Raw genomic sequence first — 21,415 nt, forward strand, 5'->3', positions numbered from 1 at the left:
ACCACGAAGGGGGCACCTCTGATGGCAGACATCGAGAAGGCCAAGGCGGCATTCGCCCGGTTCGACGCGGACGGCGACGGCCAGGTCACGCCGGACGAGTTCAAGCGGGCCATGGCAGCGATGGGCGACATGTACGCCAACGGCCCGATGGCCGAGGCGGTCCTCAAGTCCAAGGACATCGACGGCGACGGAAAGATGTCCTTCGACGAGTTCTGGGCGTCCCTGCAGAAGTAGGACCGACCCCGCCGCACCCCCTTCCCGGCGGTCAGGCCCGTTCGCCCGCGGCCGCGCGCAGCGCCGCCAGCCCGCGGGCGATCGGGGGCCGGCGCTCGCTGCCGCGCCGTACGGCCGCCATGAACCGCCGCACCGGGACGGGCTCGCCGCGCAGCGGCACCCGGACGACCCGGTCCCGGTAGCCGTCCGGCACCGGCGCCAGCCGCGGCAGCAGGCAGATTCCGCAGCCATGGGCGACCAGGGCCGCGATCGCGGACCAGTCCACCGCGTTGTGCCGCACCCGCGGGGTGAAACCGGCGGCCGCGCAGGCGGCCAGCAGCAGTTGATGCTGATCGGCCGGATCGCCCGCCCGGATCCAGCACTCCTCGGCGGCCTCCGCCAGCGTCACCCCGCCCGCCGTCCGCCCGCCGAACCGGTGCCCGGCCGGCACCAGCAGATCCTGCGGCTCCTGAAGAACCGGCAGTTGGGTGAAGCGGGCGTCGCCCGGGGGCGGGCCGCCCGGCGTCGGAATCACGACGGCGATGTCCGCCCGGCCCGCCAGCAGCAGATCGAAGCGGTTCTCGCCCGGGTCCTCGCCGATCTCCACCGCCAGCCGCGGCTCTTCGCGGCGCAGCCGCTCCGCCGCCGGCGCCAGCACCCCCGTGATCGCGGTCGCCACCCCCGTCATCCGCAGCCGCCCGGCCACCCCGTCCGCATACCCGGCCAGATCCGCACGGGCCTCCTCCCAGCGCGCGAACAGCGCATCGGCATGCCCGAGCAGCGCCAGCGCCGCCGGGGTGAGCCGCACCCGGCGGCCCGCCGGCTCCAGCAGCTCCAGACCGAGCCGCGCGGAGAGCTGGCGCAGCTGCTGGGAGACCGTCGACGGCGTCAGATGCAGCGCCTGGGCGGTCGCGGTGACGGTGCCCTGCTCGTGCAGGACGCGGAGGGTCTGCAGCCGGGGGTCGATCATGCGCCGATCGTACGGTGATGCCGCACGGTACCGGGCGGAAGTATTCGATGGACCCGCACGATGACGGCCACCGATGCTGGCCCGCATGACCGAGACACAGGAACTCCTGACCCAGTCGTTTCTGCCGGGACTGTGGGCGGGATATGCGGTGGCCGTGCCCGTCGGGGCGCTGGCCGTGCTGCTGGTGAGCGTGACGGCCCGGACGTCGTTCCGGGTCGGCATCGCGGCCGCGCTCGGGGTGGGCACCGCAGACGCGTGCTACGCGCTGATCGCGGTTGCCGGGGGCGCCGCCGTCGCGCACGCCGTCGCCCCGGTGGCGGGCCCGCTCCGCGCGCTGGCCGCGGCGGTCCTGCTCGGCATGGCGATACGGACCGCCGTAGGGGCGCTGCGCCCACGGGACGGAAAGGCAGCGCCCGGCCCGGAGCGGCACGCCCTGGGACGCCCGCTCCGGGCCTATCTCGCCTTCTTGGGGCTGACGTTGGCGAACCCCTGGACGATCATCTACTTCTCCGCGCTGGTCCTCGCCGGCGGTGCCGGCGCCGGCACCGGGTTCGCAGCCAAGACGGTCTTCGTCGCCGCCGTCCTCATCGCCTCGATGAGCTGGCAGCTCTTTCTGGCCGCGAGCGGAGCCGCACTGGGCAGGACGCTGACCGGCCCACGGGGGCGGGCCGTCACCGCTCTGGTCTCCGCCGTGGTGGTCGCGGCACTGGCGGTCGGCCTGCTGCTGCCCGGCTGATCCGGCGCCCGCTGGTCTACCGCCCGGCCGAGGCGCCCACCGGCGGCGGTGCGGCCCGGTCGCCGGTGCCCCACCGGGACGGCTTCGGCCCCACGGAGAAGGCCAGTTCGCGGCCCGTCCGCAGATCACCGGTGGTGAGGTAGGTCCGGTCCCGCGCGGCGCCGTCCAGGCGGACGGACTGGATGTACCGGTCGGCGGACGACGTACCGGGCGCGGTGACGGTGAAGTGCCCGGCCGGGAAGTAGCGCCGGTCCAGCGTCAGATCCACCCGGTCGAAGACCGGTGTGCTCAGCCCCCAGCTGTCGGTGCCCGGCTGCACCGGGAACACCCCGATCGACGAGAGCACCATCCACGCCGACATCGTCCCCAGGTCGTCGTTCCCGGTCATCCCGGACGGGGTGTCGGTGAACAGCGTCAGCGCCGCGTGCACCACATCCGTCGTCTTCCAGGGACGCCCGGTGGACAGGTAGGTGTACGGCGCGATGAGGTCGGGCTCGTTCTGCGGGTTGTACTTGTCGGCGTTGTAGTAGTCGTACGGCCCGTTGACCCACACCTCGCGGGCCGTCTTCTCCGGGTCCGCCAGCAGTTGCCGGTAGGCGAAGAAGGAATCCAGCCGCCGGTCCGCCGCATCCTTGCCGCCGATCAGCCCGATCATCCCCGGCAGGTCCTGCGGCACCAGCCACTGGTACTGCCACGCCGTGCCCTCGTGAAAACCCTCGCTCTTGGCGGGATCGGCGGGCCCGGTGAAGGCGCCCTCGGCGTCCCGGGCCCGGAAGAACCCGGTCGAACGGTCGAAGATCCTGCGGTAGTTCTGCGCGCGGGCCGCATACCGCCCGGCGTCCGCCGGATGCCCCAGATCGCGCGCCATCTGCGCCAGCATCGCATCGGACAGCGCGTACTCCAGCGTCGCCGAGGCACCGTGGTCGAAGTCGGAGTCGCCGGGCTTGGTATGCGGCCGGCCCTTGAGATACGGGACGAAGCCGGCCTTGAGGTACTCGGCGTCGGCCTCCCGCCCGAGGGCGGGCGAACCGGCGGGCGGCACCCCGTCGGCGTTCTTCCTCAGCGCCGCATACACCTCCTCCTCGTGGCCCGCCAGCAGCCCCTGCTGATAGGCATTGGTGAGGAACGGTGTGACCGGATCGCCCGTCATGATGTTCGTCTCGACCGTGCCGTAGCCCCACTTGGGCAGCCAGCCGCTCTCCTTGTCGATCCGCAGCACCGACAGCGCCATGTCGCGGGACTCGCGCGGTGCCAGCAGGGCGAGCAGCTGCGCCTGGGTGCGGTAGGTGTCCCACAGCGACCAGTTCTGGTAGTAGGTGAAGCCGTTCGCCCGGTGGATCTTCCGGTCCCAGCCCGTGTAGCGGCCGTCCGCATCGCTGCCGATGTTCGGCGCGAGGAAGGACCGGTAGAGGGAGGAGTAGAAGGTGCGGCGCAGGGTCCGGTCGCCGCCCTGTGTCCGGACCAGGCCCAGCCGCCGCTCCCAGGCGGCATCGGCCGCGGCCCTCGTCCGGTCGAAGGAACCCCCGCCCTCGGCATGCAGATTGCGGGTCGCGCCCGCCGCATCGACGTAACTGAGCGCCGTGGTGGCCTCGACCGTACGGTCCTTGCGGGTGTCGAAGCGGGCGTAGGCCCCGTGCCGTCCGCTCGCCGTGGACCCCCGCGACCCGGCCGTCACCTTGTCGCCGTCCCAGGTCCCGTACGACGCGAACGGCCGGTCGAAGCGGGTGATCGTGTAGACGGTGTACGGCTCGGTGTCCTGGCAGAAGCCGCGGCCGGTGAGGGCGGTGCGGATGGTGCGGGAGTCCAGCACCTCGACGCGGGTGGAGACCGTCCTGTGCAGCGACTGGCCCGCGTTGAGCAGCACATTGGCCTTGTCGGTGGCGGGGAAGGTGTAGCGCTGTCTGCCGGTGCGGGCGGTGGCGGTCAGTTCGGCCGTGATCCCGCCGTACGACGTCAGCCCCACGCGGTAGTAGCCGGGCCGGGCCGACTCGTCGTCATGGCGGTAGGCGGATGCATACTTCGCATAGTCGGTCTCGGTGATGTCGCCCGTGGTGGGCAGCACCGGCAGATCGCCGCCCAGCCCGCAGCCCACCCCGGAGGCATGGACGGAGCTGAAGCCGCGGATGCGGTCGTCGTCGTAGTCGTAGCCGGTGGTGTGGCCGGTGTCGGGGGAGAGCTGCACCATGCCGAACGGGACGGCGGCCCCGGGGTAGGTGTTGCCGTCGTTCCGGCTGCCGATGAATGGATTGACCAGATCGGCGAGCGGGCCGTCGCCGGGCGGCGCGGCGTGCGCGGCGGGAACGGTGAGGGTGCTCCCGGCGAGGGCGGCGGCCAGCACCGCTCCCGCGGTACGCAGCCGGTGACGACCGGGGCGACGTCTGAGCCATGACATGGGTTCACGAACCTCCGGATGCCGACAACGTTGTCAGGGCGCGCTCATTCTTAGTTCCGGCCAGGTGCACGTCAAGAGGGCGGGGCCGCGGCCGGGCAACTACCCTCGCCCTGTGCAGACACCCGACCGGACCGACACTCCGTCACCCCGCCCCGTCCCCGCCGGGTTCGTCCGGTACGCCGTCGCTCTCGAGGTGTCCGAGCTCGCCTGGGGTCATCTCCACGGCCGGCTGACCGCCGGGGACACCGTCGAGCTGGCCTTTCTGCGCCGCTGCGACCTGGGCGAACCCGCCGAGGGCTTCGCCCGGATCCATGCCCTGGGACCGGACGCCCCCGAGCTCGCCGCCGTATGCCGGGAACTCGTGACGGACGACGCCCGGGACCGCCGGATCTGGGAGCACCTCGCACGCGCCCACCACCCGTCGGAGGACACCGACCCCGGCCAACTGGCCGCCGGACGCAAGGAGTTCCTGCTCGCCCGGGCCGCCGCCGGCCGCGGTATGAACTGGCAGGACTCCTCCGCCCTGATGGGCACCGACCGCCCGGAAGAGGTGGACGCCGCGTTCGCGCGCGGCGAGGAGATGGTGGGCGTCGCGGTCATCGGACTCGCCCTCACCCATCCCGACGCCGCGGCGATCCTGCCCAGGGTCGCGCAGGCGCTGGAAACGGCGCTGGAGACCGGGGACCGCAAACTTCTCTCGCAAGGCAGCGTCGCCCTCGCCCACACCGCCCGGCTGCACGGCACCGTCGACCGCCGCTGCCTGGAGGCGCTGCGCCGCTGCCCGCGTGGCATGGAGGCCCACACCGATGCCTGGGGCTATGTGCCGTGGCGCCGTCTGCCGCTGTGGTTGTGGCGGGACCAGCTCCCCGGCCACCTGCGGTGGCGGCTGCGCTGGCTGTTGTGGAGCAAGTGGTTCGGCTAGAAGGCGTCACGGCGCCCGGTGCCGTACGGCCCGCTGGACCGCCGTACGGCACCGGGGGAGACGGACCGTCAGCCGCGCTCGCCCGGCTCCGGCGCCGCGGCCTCGCTCTTCGCCAGCTCGGACCGCTTGTACGAGTACGAGAAGTAGATGACCAGGCCGATGACAAACCACACGGCGAAGCGCACCCAGGTCTGCCACTCCAGGAAGGTGATCAGCCAGAGGGAGAAGCAGACGCCGATCGCCGGGACGAACGGCATGCCCGGCGTACGGAAGGTCCGCGGCAGGTCGGGGCGCTTGTAGCGGAGGACGATCACCGCGACGCAGACCACCACGAACGCCAGCAGAATGCCGATGTTCGTCAGCTCGGCGGCCTCGCCGATCGGCAGGAAGCCGGCGATGAGGGCCGAGGCGAAGCCCACGATCCAGGTGACCCGGGTCGGCACATGGTGTTTGGGGCTGGTCTTGGCGAACCACTTCGGCAGCAGGCCGTCGCGGCTCATCGAGAACCACACCCGGGTCACCCCGAGCATGAAGGTGAACATGACCGTCAGGATGCCGATGATCGCGCCGACCGCGATGACATCGGCCAGGGCGCTCAGCCCCACCGATTTGAACGCGGTCGAGAAGCCGCTCTCCGGGTCGATGTCCTTGTAGTTCTGCATACCCGTCAGCACCAGGCAGGCCAGCACGTACAGCACCATCGAGATCGCCAGCGAGTACATGATCGCCTTCGGCATATGGCGTTGTGCGTCCTTGGACTCCTCGGCCGCGGTGCTCATCGCGTCATAGCCGAAGACCGCGAAGAAGACGGTCGCGGCGCCGGTGAACGCGCCGCTCACCCCGAACGGGAAGAAGGGGGTGTAGTTCGCGCTGTTGATGTGGAAGAAGCCGACCGCGATCACGACGACGACCACCAGGACCTTCAGGCCCACCACGATCGTCTCGAAGCGCGCGGCGTTCTTGATGCCGAGCGTGAGGAGATAGGCGATCAGCAGGCAGAGCACCGCCGCGAAAAGGTCCACCCGGTGACCCGGGCCGGTGCCCGGTGCGCCCAGCATCCAGACGGGCAGATCGAGGCCCGCCTCGCCCAGCAGAAAGCCGAAGTAGCCCGAGATGCCGATCGCGACCACCGCCACGATCGCGGTGTACTCCAGCAGCAGGTCCCAGCCGATGAACCAGCCCGCGAACTCGCCGAGCACCGCATAGCCGTAGGTGTAGGCCGAGCCCGCCTTCGGGATCAGCCCGGCGAACTCGGCGTAGGAGAAGGCGGCCGCGGCACTGGCGATGCCCGCGATGAGGAAGGAGAGCAGAACGGCGGGCCCGGCCTTCCCGTTGGCGACCGTGCCGGCCAGCGTGAAGATGCCCGCGCCGATGATGCCGCCGACGCCGATGGCGGTCAGTTGCCACAGGCCCAGCGCGCGGGTGAGCTGCTGGCTCGCCGCGCCTTCCGGTTCCTCGATGTGGTCGATCGGTTTCCGGCGCAATACGCCCTGTCCCGCGCGCAGGCCCATGCGTCAGCCCTCCGTAGGCTCGATCCGTCGTACTCCGACGGCGGATCATCATGGACCCTCGAGGGCGTCTGAGGAAGACGACTCCCTAGTAGCGACGTGACTCGCCGGGAGTCGTACACGGGAGGGGTGTGCAGGGGGCTCAATACCGCCGGTTCACTCGGCGTCCTCCAGCCGGAAGCCGACCTTCAGACCGACCTGGTAGTGGTCGATATGGCCGTCGACGATATGCCCGCGGACCTCGCTGATCTCGAACCAGTCGAGGTTGCGCAGGGACTGCGAGGCGCGCCGGATGCCGTTGTTGATGGCGGCGTCGACGCTCTGCTGGGACGTACCGACGATGTCGGTCACGCGATACGTGCGGTCGGTCACGATGCTCTCCCTCGGCCGGGGCGGCGCTCCGCCCGTCCACTTCCCACCGTGCCTCAGGGCGGCCCGCCCCACCAGCGGAGCGGGTGTGGCGGCAGGGCTACGGGACGACGGTGACCGGCCAGCGCCCGGCCTTGACCAGGCGGACCGCGACCGACCCCATGATGCGGTGCCCGGCGGACTCCGACGCGCCGACGACCACCGCATCGGCCTTGAGCTCATCGGCCATCTGCACCATGCCGTTGTACGGGTCCCCGCGCAGGGTGCGGAACTCCCAGCGGACGTCGTATATCCCCCGCAGCCGCTCCGTCGCCTCGCGGATCGCGGCCATCAGCTCCTCGGCGACCTCGTTGGTCGCGTCCACGACCGGGGCGCCCATCGCGGCACCGGCCGGCATCACCGGCTGCACATAGACCAGGACGAGCTTCGACCCCTGCCGCCGGGCCAGCCCGGCCGCGTAGGCGGCGGCGCGCCACGACGAGTCGGAGCCGTCCACACCGACGACGATGACCTTCGGGCCGTCCGTACCGCGTTCGAAGGGCCCGGGAGTGCTGTCGGAAGAGCTGCCGGAAGTGCTGTCGTCCACAGCAGGGAGGGTAACCGTACGTGCGTGGCGACGGTGCCCCGGGCCATGCCGCCGTGTCCCCCGCGGCGCCGGGGCGGGTCAGGCGGGGGCCGGCGGCCAGGCGTCGGGGGCCAGTACGCCGAGGACGTAGGCCCTGGCGACCAGCGCGGTACGGCCCTGGACGCGCCAGCGGCGGGCCAGCCGGGTGAGGTGGTAGTTGACGCCGTCGACGGTCAGACCCAGTGCGGTGCCGATCGACGCGGTGGTCGCACCGCCGGCGGCCAGCGCCAGGATCCTGGCCTCGACGGGGCTCGCCGTGCCGCGCGGCGGCACCGGCGGATCGGTCTCGCGGACCCGCAGCAGCGCCAGCAGCACGGGCGGCTGGACCGAGGAGTCGCCGACCGGATCCACCGTCAGTTCCCCTTCCCGCTCGGTCCCGTCGGACGCCGAACGCCAGTGGACCTCCACCGGATAGCGCGAGCGGCGGCCCAGCCGGACCGCCTCGGCGATCCGGTACACCTGCTCCTTCGCCCGTGGCCGGAAGAGGTCCAGCAGACTGCGTCCGCGCAGCTGCCCGGGGGACGTGCCCCACTGCTCGGCCATCGCCGGATTGGCGATCAGCACCTCGCCCTCGGCATTGCACACCGCGATCGGCGTGGGGATGCGGTCGAGCAGGATCAGGAAATAGTTGCGCCACGGACCCCCCGCGTACGGCCCGGCCGGGTCGGCCGGTGCGACGGGCCCGTTCGGGCAGGTCTCGGCGGTGTCGTCGGCAGCCCCGTTGTCCATTGCCCCTTCTCCGGTCGGTGCGCAAGAGCGAGTGGCGAGAAACCACTGCACAATCATGCAGTTGCCCGGCCCTGACCTGCACACCGGACCGGTCACGCTGGAGACATGACCGACACCATCGCGCTGCACTCCGACGAACGCGCCGCCGACGACGGCATTCCGGTTGCCGACATCACGGCGACCGGTCTCACCTCGACGCCGCTCCAGCAGGCCATGGACCTGGCCCGGGTCCACGGTCCGGTCTTCCGGCGCCGGCTGGGTGACCGCGAGACGCTGCTCGTCTCCTCGCTGGACCTGGTCACCGAACTCGCCGACGAGAACCGCTTCGCCAAGGGCGTCTCGGCGATCCTGGAGAATGTCCGGGAGTTCGCCGGAGACGGTCTGTTCACCGCCTACAACGACGAGCCGAACTGGGCCAAGGCGCACGAGGTGCTGATGCCGGCCTTCGCGCTCGGCTCGATGCGGACGTACCACCCGGCGATGCTCAAGGTGGCGCGCCGGGTGATGGCCGCCTGGGACCGCCGGGTCGCCGACGGCCGGGCCGTCGACGTCGCCGAGGACATGACCCGGATGACGCTGGACACCATAGGACTGGCGGGTTTCGGCTTCGACTTCGAGTCGTTCGCCCGGGACACCCCGCACCCGTTCGTCGAGTCGATGGTGCGCTGTCTCCAGTGGAGCGGCGCCAAGTTCGGCCGTGAGCCCGGCGCGGACCACTCCGCGGAGGATGCCGCGTTCCGCGTCGACGCCGACTATCTCGCGTCCGTCGTCGACGAGGTCATCGCCGCCCGGACCGCGAGCGGCGAGAGCGGCGACGACGATCTGCTGGGCCTGATGCTCGGCTCCCGGGACCAGGGGGACGGCGCCGGGCCCGCCCTGGACCTCGCCAACATCCGCAACCAGGTGATCACCTTCCTGATCGCCGGGCACGAGACCACCTCGGGCGCGCTCTCCTTCGCCCTCTACCACCTGCTGAAGGACCCGTCCGCGCTGCGTCTGGCCCAGCGCGAGGCGGACGAGCTGTGGGGCGACGACCCGGACCCCGACCCGTCCTTCGAGGACATCGGCCGGCTGCCGTACATCCGGCAGGTGCTCAACGAGTCGCTCCGGCTGTGGCCGACCGCCGCCGCGTTCACCCGGCAGGCCCAGCAGGACACCGTCCTCGGCGGCCGCTACCCGCTGCGGAAGGGCGATCTGCTCACCGTCCTCACGCCGATGCTGCACCGCGACCCGGCCTGGGGCGACAACCCCGACCTCTTCGACCCGTCCCGCTTCGCCCCGGAGGCCGAGGCGGCCCGCTCCCCGCATGCGTACAAGCCCTTCGGCACGGGTGAACGGGCCTGCATCGGGCGGCAGTTCGCGCTGCACGAGGCGACGATGCTGCTCGCGCTCCTGGTGCACCGCTACCGTCTGATCGACCACACGGGCTACCGGCTGCGCATCAAGGAGACGCTGACCCTCAAGCCCGAGAACTTCACGCTCACCCTCGCCGCCCGTACGCCCGCGGACCGGGCCGCGACCCGCGCCGCGCTCGCCGTCCTCCCGGGTGGCGGGGCCACGGCCGCCGGGGAAGGAGCGGCGGCCGCGACCGGCGACGGCCTGCCCACCCGTGTCCCGCAGGGCACCGGACTGCTCCTGCTGCACGGCACCAACTACGGCACCTGCCGGGAGTTCGCCGAGCGGCTGGCCGACGAGGCCACCGGCCTGGGCTTCACCACCGAGGTGGCACCGCTGAACGCCTACGCGGGCGGGCTGCCCGCCGACCGGCCCGTGGCGATCGTCGCCGCCTCCTACAACGGGCAGCCGACCGATGACGCGGCCGCCTTCGTGAGTTGGCTGCGCACCGCGCAGGAGGGCGCCGCCGAGGGGGTCCCGTACGCCGTCCTGGGGGTCGGCGACCGCAACTGGGCCGCGACCTACCAGCATGTGCCGACGCTCATCGACGACCGCCTCGACGCGCTCGGCGCCGAGCGTCTGGTGCCACGCGCTGAGGCCGATGCCTCCGGCAATCTGAACGGCACCGTCAAGGAGTTCGCCCTCGCGCTGCGCACCCGGCTGCTGACGCGCTACGGCGACCCGGCGAGCGCCGGTGTTGGCGCCCCGGCCGCCGAGGACACCCGTTACACCGTGACAGAGGTGACCGGCGGACCCCTGGACGCGCTCGCCGCCCGGCACGACCTCGTCGAGATGACCGTCACCGAGGCCTACGACCTGACGGCGCCGGACTGGCCGCGCCCCAAGCGCTTCCTGCGCATCGCGCTGCCCGACGGGGTCACCTACCGCACCGCCGACCATCTCGCCGTCCTCCCCGCCAACGCCCCGGCCGCCGTCGAACGGGCCGCACAGGCGCTGGGCGTCGGCCTCGACACCGTTCTCTCGCTGCACTCCGGCCGCCCGGCCCGCGACGCGCTCCCCGTCGACCGCCCGCTGACCGTACGCCAACTCCTCACCCATCACTTGGAGTTGGGTGCCCGGCCGACCCCCGGCCAGACATCCCTGCTCGCCGCCCACAACCCCTGCCCGCCCGAGCGGACGGCGCTGGAGACCCTCGCCGACGACGATCCCCGGACCCTGATCGGCCTGATCGAGGACCACCCGGCGCTGCGCGGCGCGCTGCCCTGGCCGGTCATCCTGGAGCTGCTGCCGCCGCTGCGCACCCGGCACTACTCCCTCTCGTCCTCGCCCGCCACCGACGGCCGGCACGCCGACCTGATGGTCTCGCTGCTGCCCGGCGGCACCGGTTCGACGTATCTGCACGGGGTGCGGCCCGGCGACACCGTCCTGGCCCGCGTCCAGCCCTGCCGTGAGGCCTTCCGCCTCGATCCGGCCGACCCCACCCCCGTCATCATGATCGCGGCCGGCACCGGTCTCGCACCCTTCCGCGGTGCCGTCGCCGACCGCGTCGCCGCGGGCCGGACGTCGCCCGCCCGGCTCTACTTCGGCTGCGACGACCCCACAGGCGACTTCCTCCACGCCGCGGAGCTCACCGCCGCACAGGAGGCGGGCGCCGTCTCGCTCCGCCCGGTCTTCAGCGCCCGCCCCGAACACAGCCACCTCTTCGTCCAGCACCGCATCGCCGCCGAGGCCGCCGAGGTCTGGGAGCTGCTGCAGGCCGGCGCGCGGGTCTACGTCTGCGGCGACGGCAGCCGGATGGCGCCCGGCGTACGGGACGCCTTCCGCGCACTGCACGGCGCCGCGGTGGGCGCCTCGCCCCAGGAATCCGAGGCGTGGCTGCGCGAACTGACCGCCGCCGGGCGCTATATCGAGGATGTGTACGCCGCGGGCTGATCCCCGCGCGTACGGACCCTGGCCCTCCCGGCGCGCCGGGTTCAAGGTGGGTGGTGCGGCCTACGGGGCCGCACCACCCGCCCGCCGGTTCCACCCGGCGGGCGGGCCGGACGGGCGGACCGACTGGGAGACCGACGGTATGACCACATCCCTGACCCGAGCCCTGATCATCGGCGGCGGCATCGCCGGAGCGGTGACCGCAATGGCCCTGCAGAAGGCGGGCATTACGGCGGAGATCTACGAGGCCTATCCGGCCGGCGCGGACGACGTCGGCGCCTTCCTCGTTGTCTTCGCCAACGGCCTCGAAGCGCTACGGGTGATCGACGCGCACGGTCCGGTCGTGGCGAACTCCTTTCCCGCACACCGCGTCACCTTCATCGGCGAGCGCGGCGAGGACCTGGGGGAGCGGCCCCTCTCCGGCGCCGGACGGGGTACCGGGCCCGGCCCGCGCACCCTGCGCCGGGCCACGCTCAACCGGGTGCTGCACGCCGAGGCGGCGCGCCGCGGGATATCCGTGCGGCACGGGAAACGGCTGATCGGCGCGGAGACCGTACCGTCGGCGCACGGCAGCCGGGTGGTCGCCGCCTTCGCCGACGGCAGCACCGCCGAGGGCGACATCCTCATCGGCGCGGACGGCCTGCACTCCGTCACCCGCGGCCTCATCGACCCGGCCGCGCCGCGCCCCCGCTCCACCGGCCGCACCACCGTCAGCGGCTACACCCGCGACGCCGCGGCCGTGCCGGACGCCTACACCATGGTCTTCGGCAAGCGGGCGTTCTTCGGCTGCACCCGCGCCCCCGACGGCGAGGTGTGGTGGTTCGCCAGCGTCCCCGGCCCGGAACCGGACCGCACCGGCCCGGCCGCCGTAACCCCTGACACATGGCGTCGGCGCCTCACCGCACTGCTCGACGGCGACGGCACCCCAGCGGCGGCCATCGTCCGCGCCACCGCCGGCGACCGCATCACCGCCGCCCACTCCTACGACATCGCCAGCACCCCCACCTGGCACACCGACACCATGGTCATCATCGGCGACGCCGCCCATGCGGCCGCCCCCAACGCCGCCCAGGGCGCCTCGATGGCCATCGAGGACGCCGTCGTCCTCGCCACCTGCCTGCGCGACCGGGCGGATCCGCCGAGCGCCTTCACCGCGTACGACGGGCTGCGCCGGGAGCGGGTGGAGAAGCTCGTCGCGACCAGCGCGGGCATGGCCCGGCTCACGGACGTCGACGCGACGGGCCGCCCGCCGCGCCGGGCCCCTGTGGAGCGCGGCGGAGCGGGCGGCGACAACTGGCTCACGGGATACCGCATCGCGTGGTGACGGCGCGGGGGCCCGGGGTGCGCCGGCGGGCCGTCACTCCCCGCTCTCGTCGGAAACCGTGGCCCCCGGCAGATGGACGACGATCAGCGCCACCCCGGCCACCACGATGTTGCGGGCCGCCGCCTCCAGTCCGTTCCAGCTCTTCGACTGCCACATCGCGAACCACTCCCCGCCGACCGCCATGAACCCCGCCCCGAACAGCACCAGCAGCATCAGCAGCCCCATGCTGGCCGTTCGCCGGGCACGGCCGAAATCGCCGCGCCGCAGCCCCAGCGCCCCGAGCACGGTGGCCACGACCAGCACCACCGCGGCCGCCGTCTCCCAGGCGATGATCCCGACATACGCGGCGTCCTGCAGCGCGGGCGAGGTGATGGCGTGCCACATCAGATCCGGGTCGTGGAACGTGGTGTCCATCGCCAGGACATGACGCACGAAGTCCCGGTTGGTACCGAAGTCGGTGATGTTCCCGAAGGCGACGAGCGCGATATAGAGCGCGACCGTCCCGGTGAGCACGGTCGCCGCGAGCGGCAGCCCCGTACGCCGCGTTCCGGAACGAGCCGTCGTCCTACGCTCCATGACGGCACGTGTCTTCCTGAGCATGCACTTCCTCCAGTCCTGGTAAGGGCCCGGCTCTCCAGGCCCCTGATGCCCCCGTGGTCTCGCCCGCACCCAACTCCCGTACGCTGCTGCCCGACCGAGCGGCCGACCGGGTGACCGACCGGGCGGATCTGACGGACTGAGCGGAAGCGGGGAACATGAACGGGAAGCGGTGCGTGGGGACGGTCGCGGTCGCCGCGGCGGCGGTGATCGCGGTGACCGGTCCGGCGGGTGCCGAACCGGCCGCCACGACATATGACACCAGCACGTCGGTAGGCGTCCACAACGCCTACGAGAAGGATAAGTACCCCTACTTCGCCGATGCGCTGGACTCCGGCGCGGCGCTCGTGGAACTCGACGTCTGGGCCAACGGGCTGGGCAGGTCCTGGCGGGTCTCGCACAGCAACCCGCTGGGGAACAACAACAACTGCGAGGGCGCCGCGAACGCGTCGGAGCTGCGCACCAAGGACCGCGACCAGAACTTCGGCGCCTGCCTCGCCGACATGAAGGCCTGGCACGACGCCCACCCCGGCCACCGGCCCATCCTGGTCAAAATAGAGATGAAGGACGGCTTCAACGCCAAGGGCGGCCGCGGTCCCGCCGAATTCGACGCACTGGTGCGGGAGAAGCTGGGCGATGCGGTCTACGGTCCCGGCGACCTGACGGCCGGACACGCCACCCCCGACGAGGCGGTACGGGCGAACGGCTGGCCCGCCCGCTCCGCCCTGTCCGGAAAGTTCCTCATCGAGCTGATACCCGGCACCCTCGAGGAGAACAACCCGCTCGACAAACTGTGGACCGACGTCGAGTACGCCAGCCACCTCAAGGACCTTGCCGCACAGGGCCGGCTGGCGCAGTCCACGGCGTTCCCCGCGGTGCACGGCGCGGCCGCCGGCGATCCCCGCGACCGCTACGCCGACCCGGCGCTGCGCCCCTGGTTCGTGGTCTTCGACGGCGACGCCGCGACCTATCTGAACGGCAGCATCGACACCGCCTGGTACGACACCCGGCACTACCTCCTCATCATGACCGACGCCCACAAGGTTTCCCCGGAGATCGACGGCACCCACCCCACCGAGGCCGAGGCCCTGGCCCGGGTGAACCAACTCGCGGCCGCCCACGCGAGTTTCGCCACCGCGGACTGGTACCCGCTGCCGTCGGTCCTCAAGACGGTGGTGCCGCGGGGGGCCTGAGGCCGGGCCGCCCGCGGCCATGACCCCTCGCACGGGTCCTAAGCCGTCGCCCGCCGGTACAGCCTCGCCACGTCCGCGTCGAGGCGGCTGCTGTACGAGGTGGCGTCGTCCCCGCCTTCGTCCAGCCCCCCGATGACGCCGATCAGGGAGCCGGTGCCGGTCGCCGGGTCCACGTCCGTCAGCATCGGCCCGCCGCTGGTGCCGTTCGGGAACCCCGGGCAGGCGAAGCGGAGCTGGCTGCGGCTCTGGGCGTCGGCCGTGTGGCGGCAGCCGAGCGGGGTGTCCCGGTCCTCGGGGTAGCCGGTCAGCTGGGCCGGGCCGCCGACGGGCGCGTCGAAGCGGATCCGCTCGGCGCCGGTGACCGCCTCGACCGGGCGGCCGTCCGACGGCCGCCCGGCCCGGCGCACCCGCAGGAACGCCACATCGCGGTCGGGGTCCCGGTCGGTGATCCAGCGCGGGTCGACATCGATCCGGGTGGGCACCCACAGGCCGTACGGCGCGATCCCGTCGTGCAGACCGGGCACGAACACCAGCCGGGTACGGAAACCGCCGTCGTGTACGCAGTGCGCGGCGGTGACCAGGAGATCGCCCGCCGGGGAGTGCACCACGCTCGCCGTGCAGTGGTGGAACGGCTTGCCGTCGTCGCCGGGCGAGAAGAGCGCACCGACGGGCGGGGAGGGCACGGTCGGCGAGGCGACCAGCGGACGGGACGGCCGCAGTGGGGCCGGGGTGCCGATGCGGTCCGCGGACACCGACACCGGCGGTCCCGGCCGTTCCCGGTACGGTCCGGCGAGCACCGCGGCGGCGGCCGAGTCCCCGGCGTGCCGGCCGGGCAGGTACGAGCCCGTGGCGGGGTCCCCGGCCGCCAGGTACGGATCGCGCGACCCGGACCACAGCACCAGCGCCACACCGCCCGCCACCACGCCCGTCAGCAGCAGCGCCAGCGCCACCCGCAGCGGAACACTGCCGCACTCGCCCGTCTCCACCAGCCGCCGCCTTGCCACATCAGCCGGCGCCGCACCGTCGTGCGGACGGTGCGGCGCCGGAACCAGTGATCCAGATGTGGCTCAGTCTGCGGGATGCGGCTCAAGGGGGCGCGATGCCACGGCGGGGCCCGGGGACGTTGTGCCCGATCAGCGTCTCCGCCAGTCCGAACGCGTTGGGGAAGTCCATCGGGACGATGCCCAGGCCCGTCCAGCCGGCCGCCTCCGACCCCGCCAGCAGGCTCTTGACCTGCGGGTTCAGTCGGTCCGCGTTCGAGCGGGGCGGCAGCAGGGCGGCGGTGCTGACGTAGTTGACATACAGCTTGCCCGGCTCGCCGGCCGCCTTGCGGAACTGGGCCTCGACCTTGGGCCACTTGGCGAACGGCTCCGCCATGTAGTTGTCCTGGATGTCGAACAGCTGCGGATCGCCGTACCGCACGCCCGGCATCCCGTCGGAGTCCGCCAGCAGGACCACCTTGCCCCGGGCCCCGCCGAGGGAGGGGAGACCGGCGTCGAGCCGGAACAGCGGGCGGTAGCCCTTGTCGTCGAGGTAGATGTCGAAGATACGGCGGAACTCCCCGGCGGAGACCTCCGAGTACTCCTGCTTGACCCGCATCAGGACGGTTTCGGACGGGTGCGCCTGCAGGAAGGCCCGGCAGGCGTTGAGCACATCGCCGAACATCAGCTCCTGGTAGAAGGCGCCGTGATGGATCGCGAAGACATCGTCGACGGCCCGGCAGCGGACGTCCAGGAAGCGTATGCCGCCCGCCAGTTGGTCCTCGACGGCGGAGTTCTGGCAGGCGACCCAGGGGCCGCCGATCCGGGCACCCGAATCATGGGTGCCCGGGATCGTCAGCCGTGGGACGGGGGTGGCATCGGGGACGGCCGACATCCAGTCCTGGAGGGATACCCGGGACCGTACGGGGGCGCGCTGTGCCGCGCCGGCCGTGAACTGTGTGCCGCCGAGGCCCGCCAGCGCCCCGGCCGCCGACAGTCCGGCCGCACCCCTGAGGAATCCCCGCCGGTCCAGTCCCATTCCGCCACCCCTGCCCGATGCCCGGCGAACGTACGATGCGAACGTGCGATCGAGGTATCGAACCACACGGGCGGCGGATACGGCACCCGTCCGGCGGGGAACGGCCGTGGGGCGCGGACCTCAGGGACGGACCGACAGCGACAGCGCGAAGCGGCCCGCGCCGTCCGTCCACCACTTGCTCAACTCCAGCCCCGCGGCGGCGAGTTCGTCCCGCACGCCGTCCTCGCGGAACTTCGCGGAGACCTCGGTCCGTACCTCCTCCCCCTCGGCGAAGGACACCACCAGGTCCACGCCGGGGATCTTGACGGTCAGCTCCTTGCGGGCGCGCAGCCGCATCTCGATCCACTCGCGCTCGGCGTTCCACAGCGCGACATGGTCGAAGTCCGCGGGGTCGAAGTCGCCGCCCAGCTCGCGGTTGATGACATGCAGCACGTTCTTGTTGAACTCGGCCGTGACGCCTTGTGCGTCGTCGTAGGCGGCGACCAGCGTGGCGGGGTCCTTGACGAGGTCGGTGCCGAGCAGCAGGGCGTCGCCCGGCGAGAGCAGGTCGTGGACCGAGCGCAGGAACGCGGCCCGTTCGTCGGGCAGCAGATTGCCGACGGTGCCGCCGAGGAAGGCGAGCAGCCGCGGGCCGGGCGCCTCGGGGAGGGTGAGGCCCCGCTGGAAGTCGGCGACCAGGGCCTGCACGGTCAGGTCCGGGTGCTCGATCAGCAGCGCCTTGCCCGCCGCGGCCAGCGCCGATTCGCTGACGTCGACCGGTACGTAGGTGTGCAGACCGGTGAGCGCGCCGATGAGGTGACGGGTTTTGTCGGACGAGCCGGAGCCGAGCTCGATGAGCGTACGGGCGTCGGTGGCCGCGGCGATCCCGGGGGCGCGGGTGAGCAGGATCTCGCGTTCCGCGCGGGTCGGGTAGTACTCGGGCAGCTGGGTGATCTCCTCGAACAGTTCGCTGCCGCGCGCGTCGTAGAACCACTTGGGCGGCAGCTGTTTGGGTGTACGGGACAGCCCCTGGGCGACGTCGGCGCGCAGCGCGGCCGAGGTGGCGTCGGCGGGGAGGGTGCGGGTGATGCTGAGGGGGCTCACGCGGCAGGCTCCTTGAGCGGGGTGAGGCGGACGTCGGTACGGGTGGCGCGCACCAGGGTGCGGTCGGGGACCTCGGTCCACTGGGGTTCGTCGTCGTAGGGCTCGGAGGCTACGACGGTGCCGCCTCCGGGGAGGGTGCGATGGAAGAGGGTGTCGCCCCAGGTGGTGGCGGCGATCGTGGTGCCATCGGTGACGAGGAGGTTGAGCCGGGAGCCGGGAGCGGCCCCGGCGACGGCGGTGACGGTGCCGGCCAGCGCCTCGCCCAGCTCCTCCCCGTCCGCCAGCCGGTGCCGGAACAGCGCGAACAGGAACGCCGCATCGCAGCGGGCGGCCAGCCGCAGCAGCTCCGCGGGCGGCAGTGCGGCGGCCAGCGGGGCGAGCGAGTCGGGCCAGCCGAGCACCGCGCCGTTGTGGCTGAACAGATGCCGGCCGGCCGCGAACGGTGCCGCGGCGGCCTCGGCGTCCGCCCCCGCCTCGGTGGCGTCCCGTACGGCGGCGAGCAGCGCACCGGTGCGCACCACCCGCGCCAGGTCGGGCAGCAGATCGTCGGCCCAGATCGGCCCGGCCCGGCGGTAGCGGGCGGGTATCGGGTCGTCGGGCGCGTACCAGCCGACCCCGAACCCGTCCGCGTTGACCGTCCCGTGCACCTGCCGGCGCGGCGCCCACGACTGCCGGTAGAGCCCCTGCGGCGGGCGCAGCACCACCTGTCCGAACGGTATCTCCGGTCCCACATAGGCGACATGACGGCACATCAGGATGCGTCACCCGCCGGCTCGGCGTCCCGGGCCGTACGGAATCCGGAGAAGATCTGCCGCCGTACCGGCAGGTCCCAGTTGCGGAACGTCCCCCGGCAGGCGACCGGATCGACCGCGAAGGACCCGCCGCGCAGCACCTTGTACTCGGTGCCGAAGAACACCTCGGAGTACTCCCGGTAGGGGAAGGCGGCGAAGCCGGGGTAGGGCAGGAAGTCGCTGGCCGTCCACTCCCATACGTCGCCGATCAACTGCCGTACTCCGAAGGGGGATTCGCCCTCCGGATAGCTGCCGACGGGCGCCGGCCGCAGATGCCGCTGGCCGAGGTTGGCGTGCGCCGGGGTCGGGTCCTCGTCGCCCCAGGGATAGCGCATCGCCCGCCCGGAGACCGGATCGTGCCGGGCGGCCTTCTCCCACTCGGCCTCCGTCGGCAGCCGCCGCCCCGCCCAGCGCGCATACGCATCCGCCTCGTACCAGCTGATGTGCAGCACCGGCTCGTCCGGCGGCACCGGCTCGGTCACCCCGAACCGGCGGCGCAGCCACTGGCGGCCGTCCCGCTTCCAGAACAGCGGCGCGCGGAGCTTGTGCTCCCGCACCTGGGCCCAGCCCGCCCCGGCCCACCAGCGGGGCTCGTCATAGCCGCCGTCCTCGATGAAGCGCTGGTACGCGCCGTTGCTGACCGGCGTGGTGTCGATCAGGAAGGACGGCACCAGACGGCGGTGCGCGGGGCGCTCGTTGTCCAGCGCCCAGGGTTCGGTGGAGGTGCCCATGGTGAACGGGCCGCCGGGGACGAGGACTTCGGCGGGAAGGATGCCGTCGGAGGTGTCCGGCGGCGGGGGAGCGGTGAGGACGGCGGGACCGCGACGCAGCTGATGCGTGATCAGCATCGTTTCGTCGTGCTGCTGTTCATGCTGCGCGATCATCCCGAAGGCGAACCCGGAGTCCAGCAGCGGCCCGCCGTGCAGCGGGCTGGTCTCCAGGACGTCCAGCACCCGGCCGCGTACCTCGGCCACATAGCCGCGGGCCTCGGCGGGCGCCAGCAGCGGCAGTGACGGACGCGCGGCGCGCGGATGCTCGAAGGCGTCGTAGACCGAGTCGATGTCCGGGCGCAGCGCGTCCCGGCCGCCGACGGTGCGCAGCAGCCACTGCTCCTCCTGGTTGCCGATGTGCGCCAGGTCCCAGACCAGCGGCGACATGAGCGGGGAGTGCTGTGCGAGGAGGTCGGGTTCCTCGACGCAGCCGGTCAGCAGGTGGGTGCGGTCGCGTGCGGCGAGCAGCGCCGAGGCCGCGCGGGCGCGGAGCGCCGCGGGGTCGAGCGGGTGGTGGGTCACTGGCTGTCCTTCCCAAGGCGCTCGGCGAGGTCCGCGCCGCCGGTGTCGGCGGCGTAGGCGAGGTCCGCTTCCGCGGCGTAGTGGGCGTCGAGATGGTCGTCGGCGGGGCAGCGGCCGCGGGCCACATAGCGTTCGGTGAACTCCGCGACGGCCGCGATCACCTGGGGGGACGCACCGATCCGGGGCAGCGCCTCCTGGGCGGCGGCGAAGCAGGCCACCGCCGCGGCATGCAGCTCGGGGTCGGTCAGCGCGCCGCGGGCCGCGTGCCGCCACAGCGGATTGCGCGGCGCGGGACGCGAACCGGCCGTCTCCGCAAGGGGTTTGACGGCGCGGTAGGCGGTCTCCGCCGCCTCCGGATCGTCGAACAGCGCGGCCGTCACGGCCAGCGGCACGATCCAGCCGCCCTCGCCCGCCTGCGCGTCGATCATCCGCAGCTCCAGATGGCCACGTGGCCGGATCGGCGGGAAGAGGGTGCTGACGTGGTAGTCGAGATCCTCCTGGGTCGGCGGCCTGGGCACGCCGGTACGGACCCAGTCGCGGAAGGTCAGCCCCGGCGGCGCGTGCCAGGGGCCGTGCTCGGACCGGACGCACATGACGGGCGCGTCCAGGACGTAGCGCGCCCAGGCCGCCCGTGGGTCCGCCTCCTGGGGCGGGGCGAGGGTACGGTCCGGGTCGAGCTGGGACCAGACGAGCTGGCGGGTGGTGCGATAGCCCGTCGGGCAGCCCTCGCTGGTGGGCGAATTGGCGAAGGCCGCGGCCAGCACCGCGCCCAGCAGATGCGCCATCAGCCAGCGGCGCCCGAAGCCGAGCGGGCCCGGCTCCTCGTATCCGGCATCCACACAGACCTGGACGGACGCGGTGCCGCACATCATGGACCGGCCGGCCCCGCCCCAGCGGTCGAAGTACGCCTCCATGGCGTTGTAGCGGGGATCGTCGGTGAGCACGCGGTGCGGGGCGTGCCAGGGATTGTGACCGTGTCCCGCCATGCCCAGGCCCCTGGCGCGCATTGCGGGACGGACCATGGCCAGATCGGCCGCGACGGCGTTGATGCAGTCGCTGAGGGATGTGGCGGGCAGCGAGCTGAGCTCCAGCTGGCCGCCGGGTTCGAAGGTCAGAAGAGAGGTGAGGGGGAGGGCGCGAAGTGCGGTGGCCGCGGAGTGCAGCCGGGTCGGTTCGACCGGACATCGGGGGTTGTACGCGTCGTGGACCAGCCATTCGATCTCCACGCCGATGCGTTGCGGAGGGCCGGTCTTGAAACATATTCCGCGCAGGCGAGCCTCTAGTTCCGCTTCCGTTACCGCAGGTCGTACGGGCATTGCGGGCTACTCCCCTCCGGGGCGGCGGCAGGATTACCACCCTCCACCTAA

The 21,415-nt window shown here is 72.5% G+C and carries 19 protein-coding genes; 6 read left to right on the forward strand and 13 right to left on the reverse strand.

Going from position 1 to position 21,415, the window contains the following annotated elements; all coding sequences use genetic code 11:
* Window positions 1–21 precede the first annotated feature (21 nt).
* Complete coding sequence (locus tag ADL29_RS32965; protein ID WP_053927212.1) at window positions 22–234, forward strand: EF-hand domain-containing protein; 213 nt, start codon at window positions 22–24, stop codon at window positions 232–234.
* Between the two features lie 31 nt (window positions 235–265).
* On the opposite strand, the gene ADL29_RS32970 is transcribed toward ADL29_RS32965, so the two are convergent.
* Complete coding sequence (locus tag ADL29_RS32970) at window positions 266–1,183, reverse strand: LysR family transcriptional regulator (RefSeq protein WP_053927213.1); 918 nt, start codon at window positions 1,181–1,183, stop codon at window positions 266–268.
* Between the two features lie 85 nt (window positions 1,184–1,268).
* Here ADL29_RS32970 and ADL29_RS32975 point away from each other — a divergent pair, with 85 nt between their 5' ends.
* A complete protein-coding gene (locus ADL29_RS32975) occupies window positions 1,269–1,919 on the forward strand; it encodes a LysE family transporter (RefSeq protein WP_107095154.1) in 651 nt (216 codons plus the stop codon).
* A gap of 16 nt (window positions 1,920–1,935) precedes the next feature.
* On the opposite strand, the gene ADL29_RS32980 is transcribed toward ADL29_RS32975, so the two are convergent.
* The gene (locus tag ADL29_RS32980; RefSeq protein WP_053927215.1) at window positions 1,936–4,311 is read right to left on the reverse strand and encodes a GH92 family glycosyl hydrolase; all 2,376 of its coding nucleotides are present in this window, start codon (window positions 4,309–4,311) and stop codon (window positions 1,936–1,938) included.
* Window positions 4,312–4,423: 112 nt separating this feature from the next.
* Here ADL29_RS32980 and ADL29_RS32985 point away from each other — a divergent pair, with 112 nt between their 5' ends.
* A complete protein-coding gene (locus ADL29_RS32985) occupies window positions 4,424–5,233 on the forward strand; it encodes a hypothetical protein (protein WP_053927216.1) in 810 nt (269 codons plus the stop codon).
* Window positions 5,234–5,301: 68 nt separating this feature from the next.
* On the opposite strand, the gene ADL29_RS32990 is transcribed toward ADL29_RS32985, so the two are convergent.
* From ADL29_RS32990 to ADL29_RS33005, 4 genes are all read right to left on the reverse strand, one after another.
* Window positions 5,302–6,744: an amino acid permease gene (locus ADL29_RS32990; RefSeq protein WP_053927217.1), complete on the reverse strand. Its 1,443-nt coding sequence runs from the start codon at window positions 6,742–6,744 to the stop codon at window positions 5,302–5,304.
* A 153-nt stretch (window positions 6,745–6,897) separates the two neighbouring features.
* Window positions 6,898–7,113 carry a dodecin gene (locus tag ADL29_RS32995; protein WP_046924782.1) on the reverse strand — a complete coding sequence of 72 codons (216 nt, stop codon included), beginning with the start codon at window positions 7,111–7,113 and terminating at the stop codon, window positions 6,898–6,900.
* A 97-nt stretch (window positions 7,114–7,210) separates the two neighbouring features.
* Entirely contained in the window at window positions 7,211–7,696 is a 486-nt protein-coding gene (locus ADL29_RS33000) for a universal stress protein (protein ID WP_053927218.1), read from the reverse strand.
* Between the two features lie 78 nt (window positions 7,697–7,774).
* A complete protein-coding gene (locus tag ADL29_RS33005) occupies window positions 7,775–8,464 on the reverse strand; it encodes a PAS domain-containing protein (RefSeq protein ID WP_053927219.1) in 690 nt (229 codons plus the stop codon).
* A gap of 105 nt (window positions 8,465–8,569) precedes the next feature.
* Between ADL29_RS33005 and ADL29_RS33010 the strand changes: the two genes are divergently transcribed.
* Both ADL29_RS33010 and ADL29_RS33015 read left to right on the forward strand, forming a co-directional pair.
* Window positions 8,570–11,752 (forward strand): bifunctional cytochrome P450/NADPH--P450 reductase, encoded by a 3,183-nt coding sequence (locus tag ADL29_RS33010; RefSeq protein ID WP_053927220.1) that lies wholly within the window; start codon window positions 8,570–8,572, stop codon window positions 11,750–11,752.
* A 139-nt stretch (window positions 11,753–11,891) separates the two neighbouring features.
* Window positions 11,892–13,073 (forward strand): FAD-dependent monooxygenase, encoded by a 1,182-nt coding sequence (locus ADL29_RS33015; RefSeq protein WP_342671188.1) that lies wholly within the window; start codon window positions 11,892–11,894, stop codon window positions 13,071–13,073.
* A 33-nt stretch (window positions 13,074–13,106) separates the two neighbouring features.
* Here the strand turns inward: ADL29_RS33015 and ADL29_RS33020 are convergent, their stop codons facing one another.
* Window positions 13,107–13,649, reverse strand: coding sequence for a DUF2165 domain-containing protein (locus ADL29_RS33020; RefSeq protein WP_053927304.1), 543 nt, complete (start codon window positions 13,647–13,649; stop codon window positions 13,107–13,109).
* Window positions 13,650–13,828: 179 nt separating this feature from the next.
* Here ADL29_RS33020 and ADL29_RS33025 point away from each other — a divergent pair, with 179 nt between their 5' ends.
* Window positions 13,829–14,863, forward strand: coding sequence for a phosphatidylinositol-specific phospholipase C domain-containing protein (locus ADL29_RS33025; protein WP_053927221.1), 1,035 nt, complete (start codon window positions 13,829–13,831; stop codon window positions 14,861–14,863).
* 38 nt (window positions 14,864–14,901) lie between these two features.
* On the opposite strand, the gene ADL29_RS33030 is transcribed toward ADL29_RS33025, so the two are convergent.
* From ADL29_RS33030 to egtA, 6 genes are all read right to left on the reverse strand, one after another.
* Window positions 14,902–15,849: a trypsin-like serine peptidase gene (locus ADL29_RS33030; protein ID WP_245689730.1), complete on the reverse strand. Its 948-nt coding sequence runs from the start codon at window positions 15,847–15,849 to the stop codon at window positions 14,902–14,904.
* 100 nt (window positions 15,850–15,949) lie between these two features.
* Entirely contained in the window at window positions 15,950–16,882 is a 933-nt protein-coding gene (locus ADL29_RS33035; RefSeq protein ID WP_053927222.1) for a phosphatidylinositol-specific phospholipase C, read from the reverse strand.
* A 120-nt stretch (window positions 16,883–17,002) separates the two neighbouring features.
* A complete protein-coding gene (gene egtD, locus ADL29_RS33040; protein WP_053927223.1) occupies window positions 17,003–17,965 on the reverse strand; it encodes an L-histidine N(alpha)-methyltransferase in 963 nt (320 codons plus the stop codon).
* Window positions 17,962–18,717, reverse strand: coding sequence for an ergothioneine biosynthesis protein EgtC (egtC, locus tag ADL29_RS33045; protein ID WP_053927224.1), 756 nt, complete (start codon window positions 18,715–18,717; stop codon window positions 17,962–17,964). Before egtC ends, egtD begins: the two co-directional genes overlap by 4 nt.
* Window positions 18,717–20,048 (reverse strand): ergothioneine biosynthesis protein EgtB, encoded by a 1,332-nt coding sequence (egtB, locus tag ADL29_RS33050; protein WP_053927225.1) that lies wholly within the window; start codon window positions 20,046–20,048, stop codon window positions 18,717–18,719. The genes egtC and egtB overlap by 1 nt, the downstream gene beginning before the upstream one ends.
* A complete protein-coding gene (gene egtA / locus ADL29_RS33055; RefSeq protein WP_078971473.1) occupies window positions 20,045–21,364 on the reverse strand; it encodes an ergothioneine biosynthesis glutamate--cysteine ligase EgtA in 1,320 nt (439 codons plus the stop codon). The genes egtB and egtA overlap by 4 nt, the downstream gene beginning before the upstream one ends.
* Window positions 21,365–21,415: the final 51 nt, after the last annotated feature.

The organism is Streptomyces chattanoogensis, from assembly GCF_001294335.1.
Lineage (GTDB): Bacteria > Actinomycetota > Actinomycetes > Streptomycetales > Streptomycetaceae > Streptomyces > Streptomyces chattanoogensis.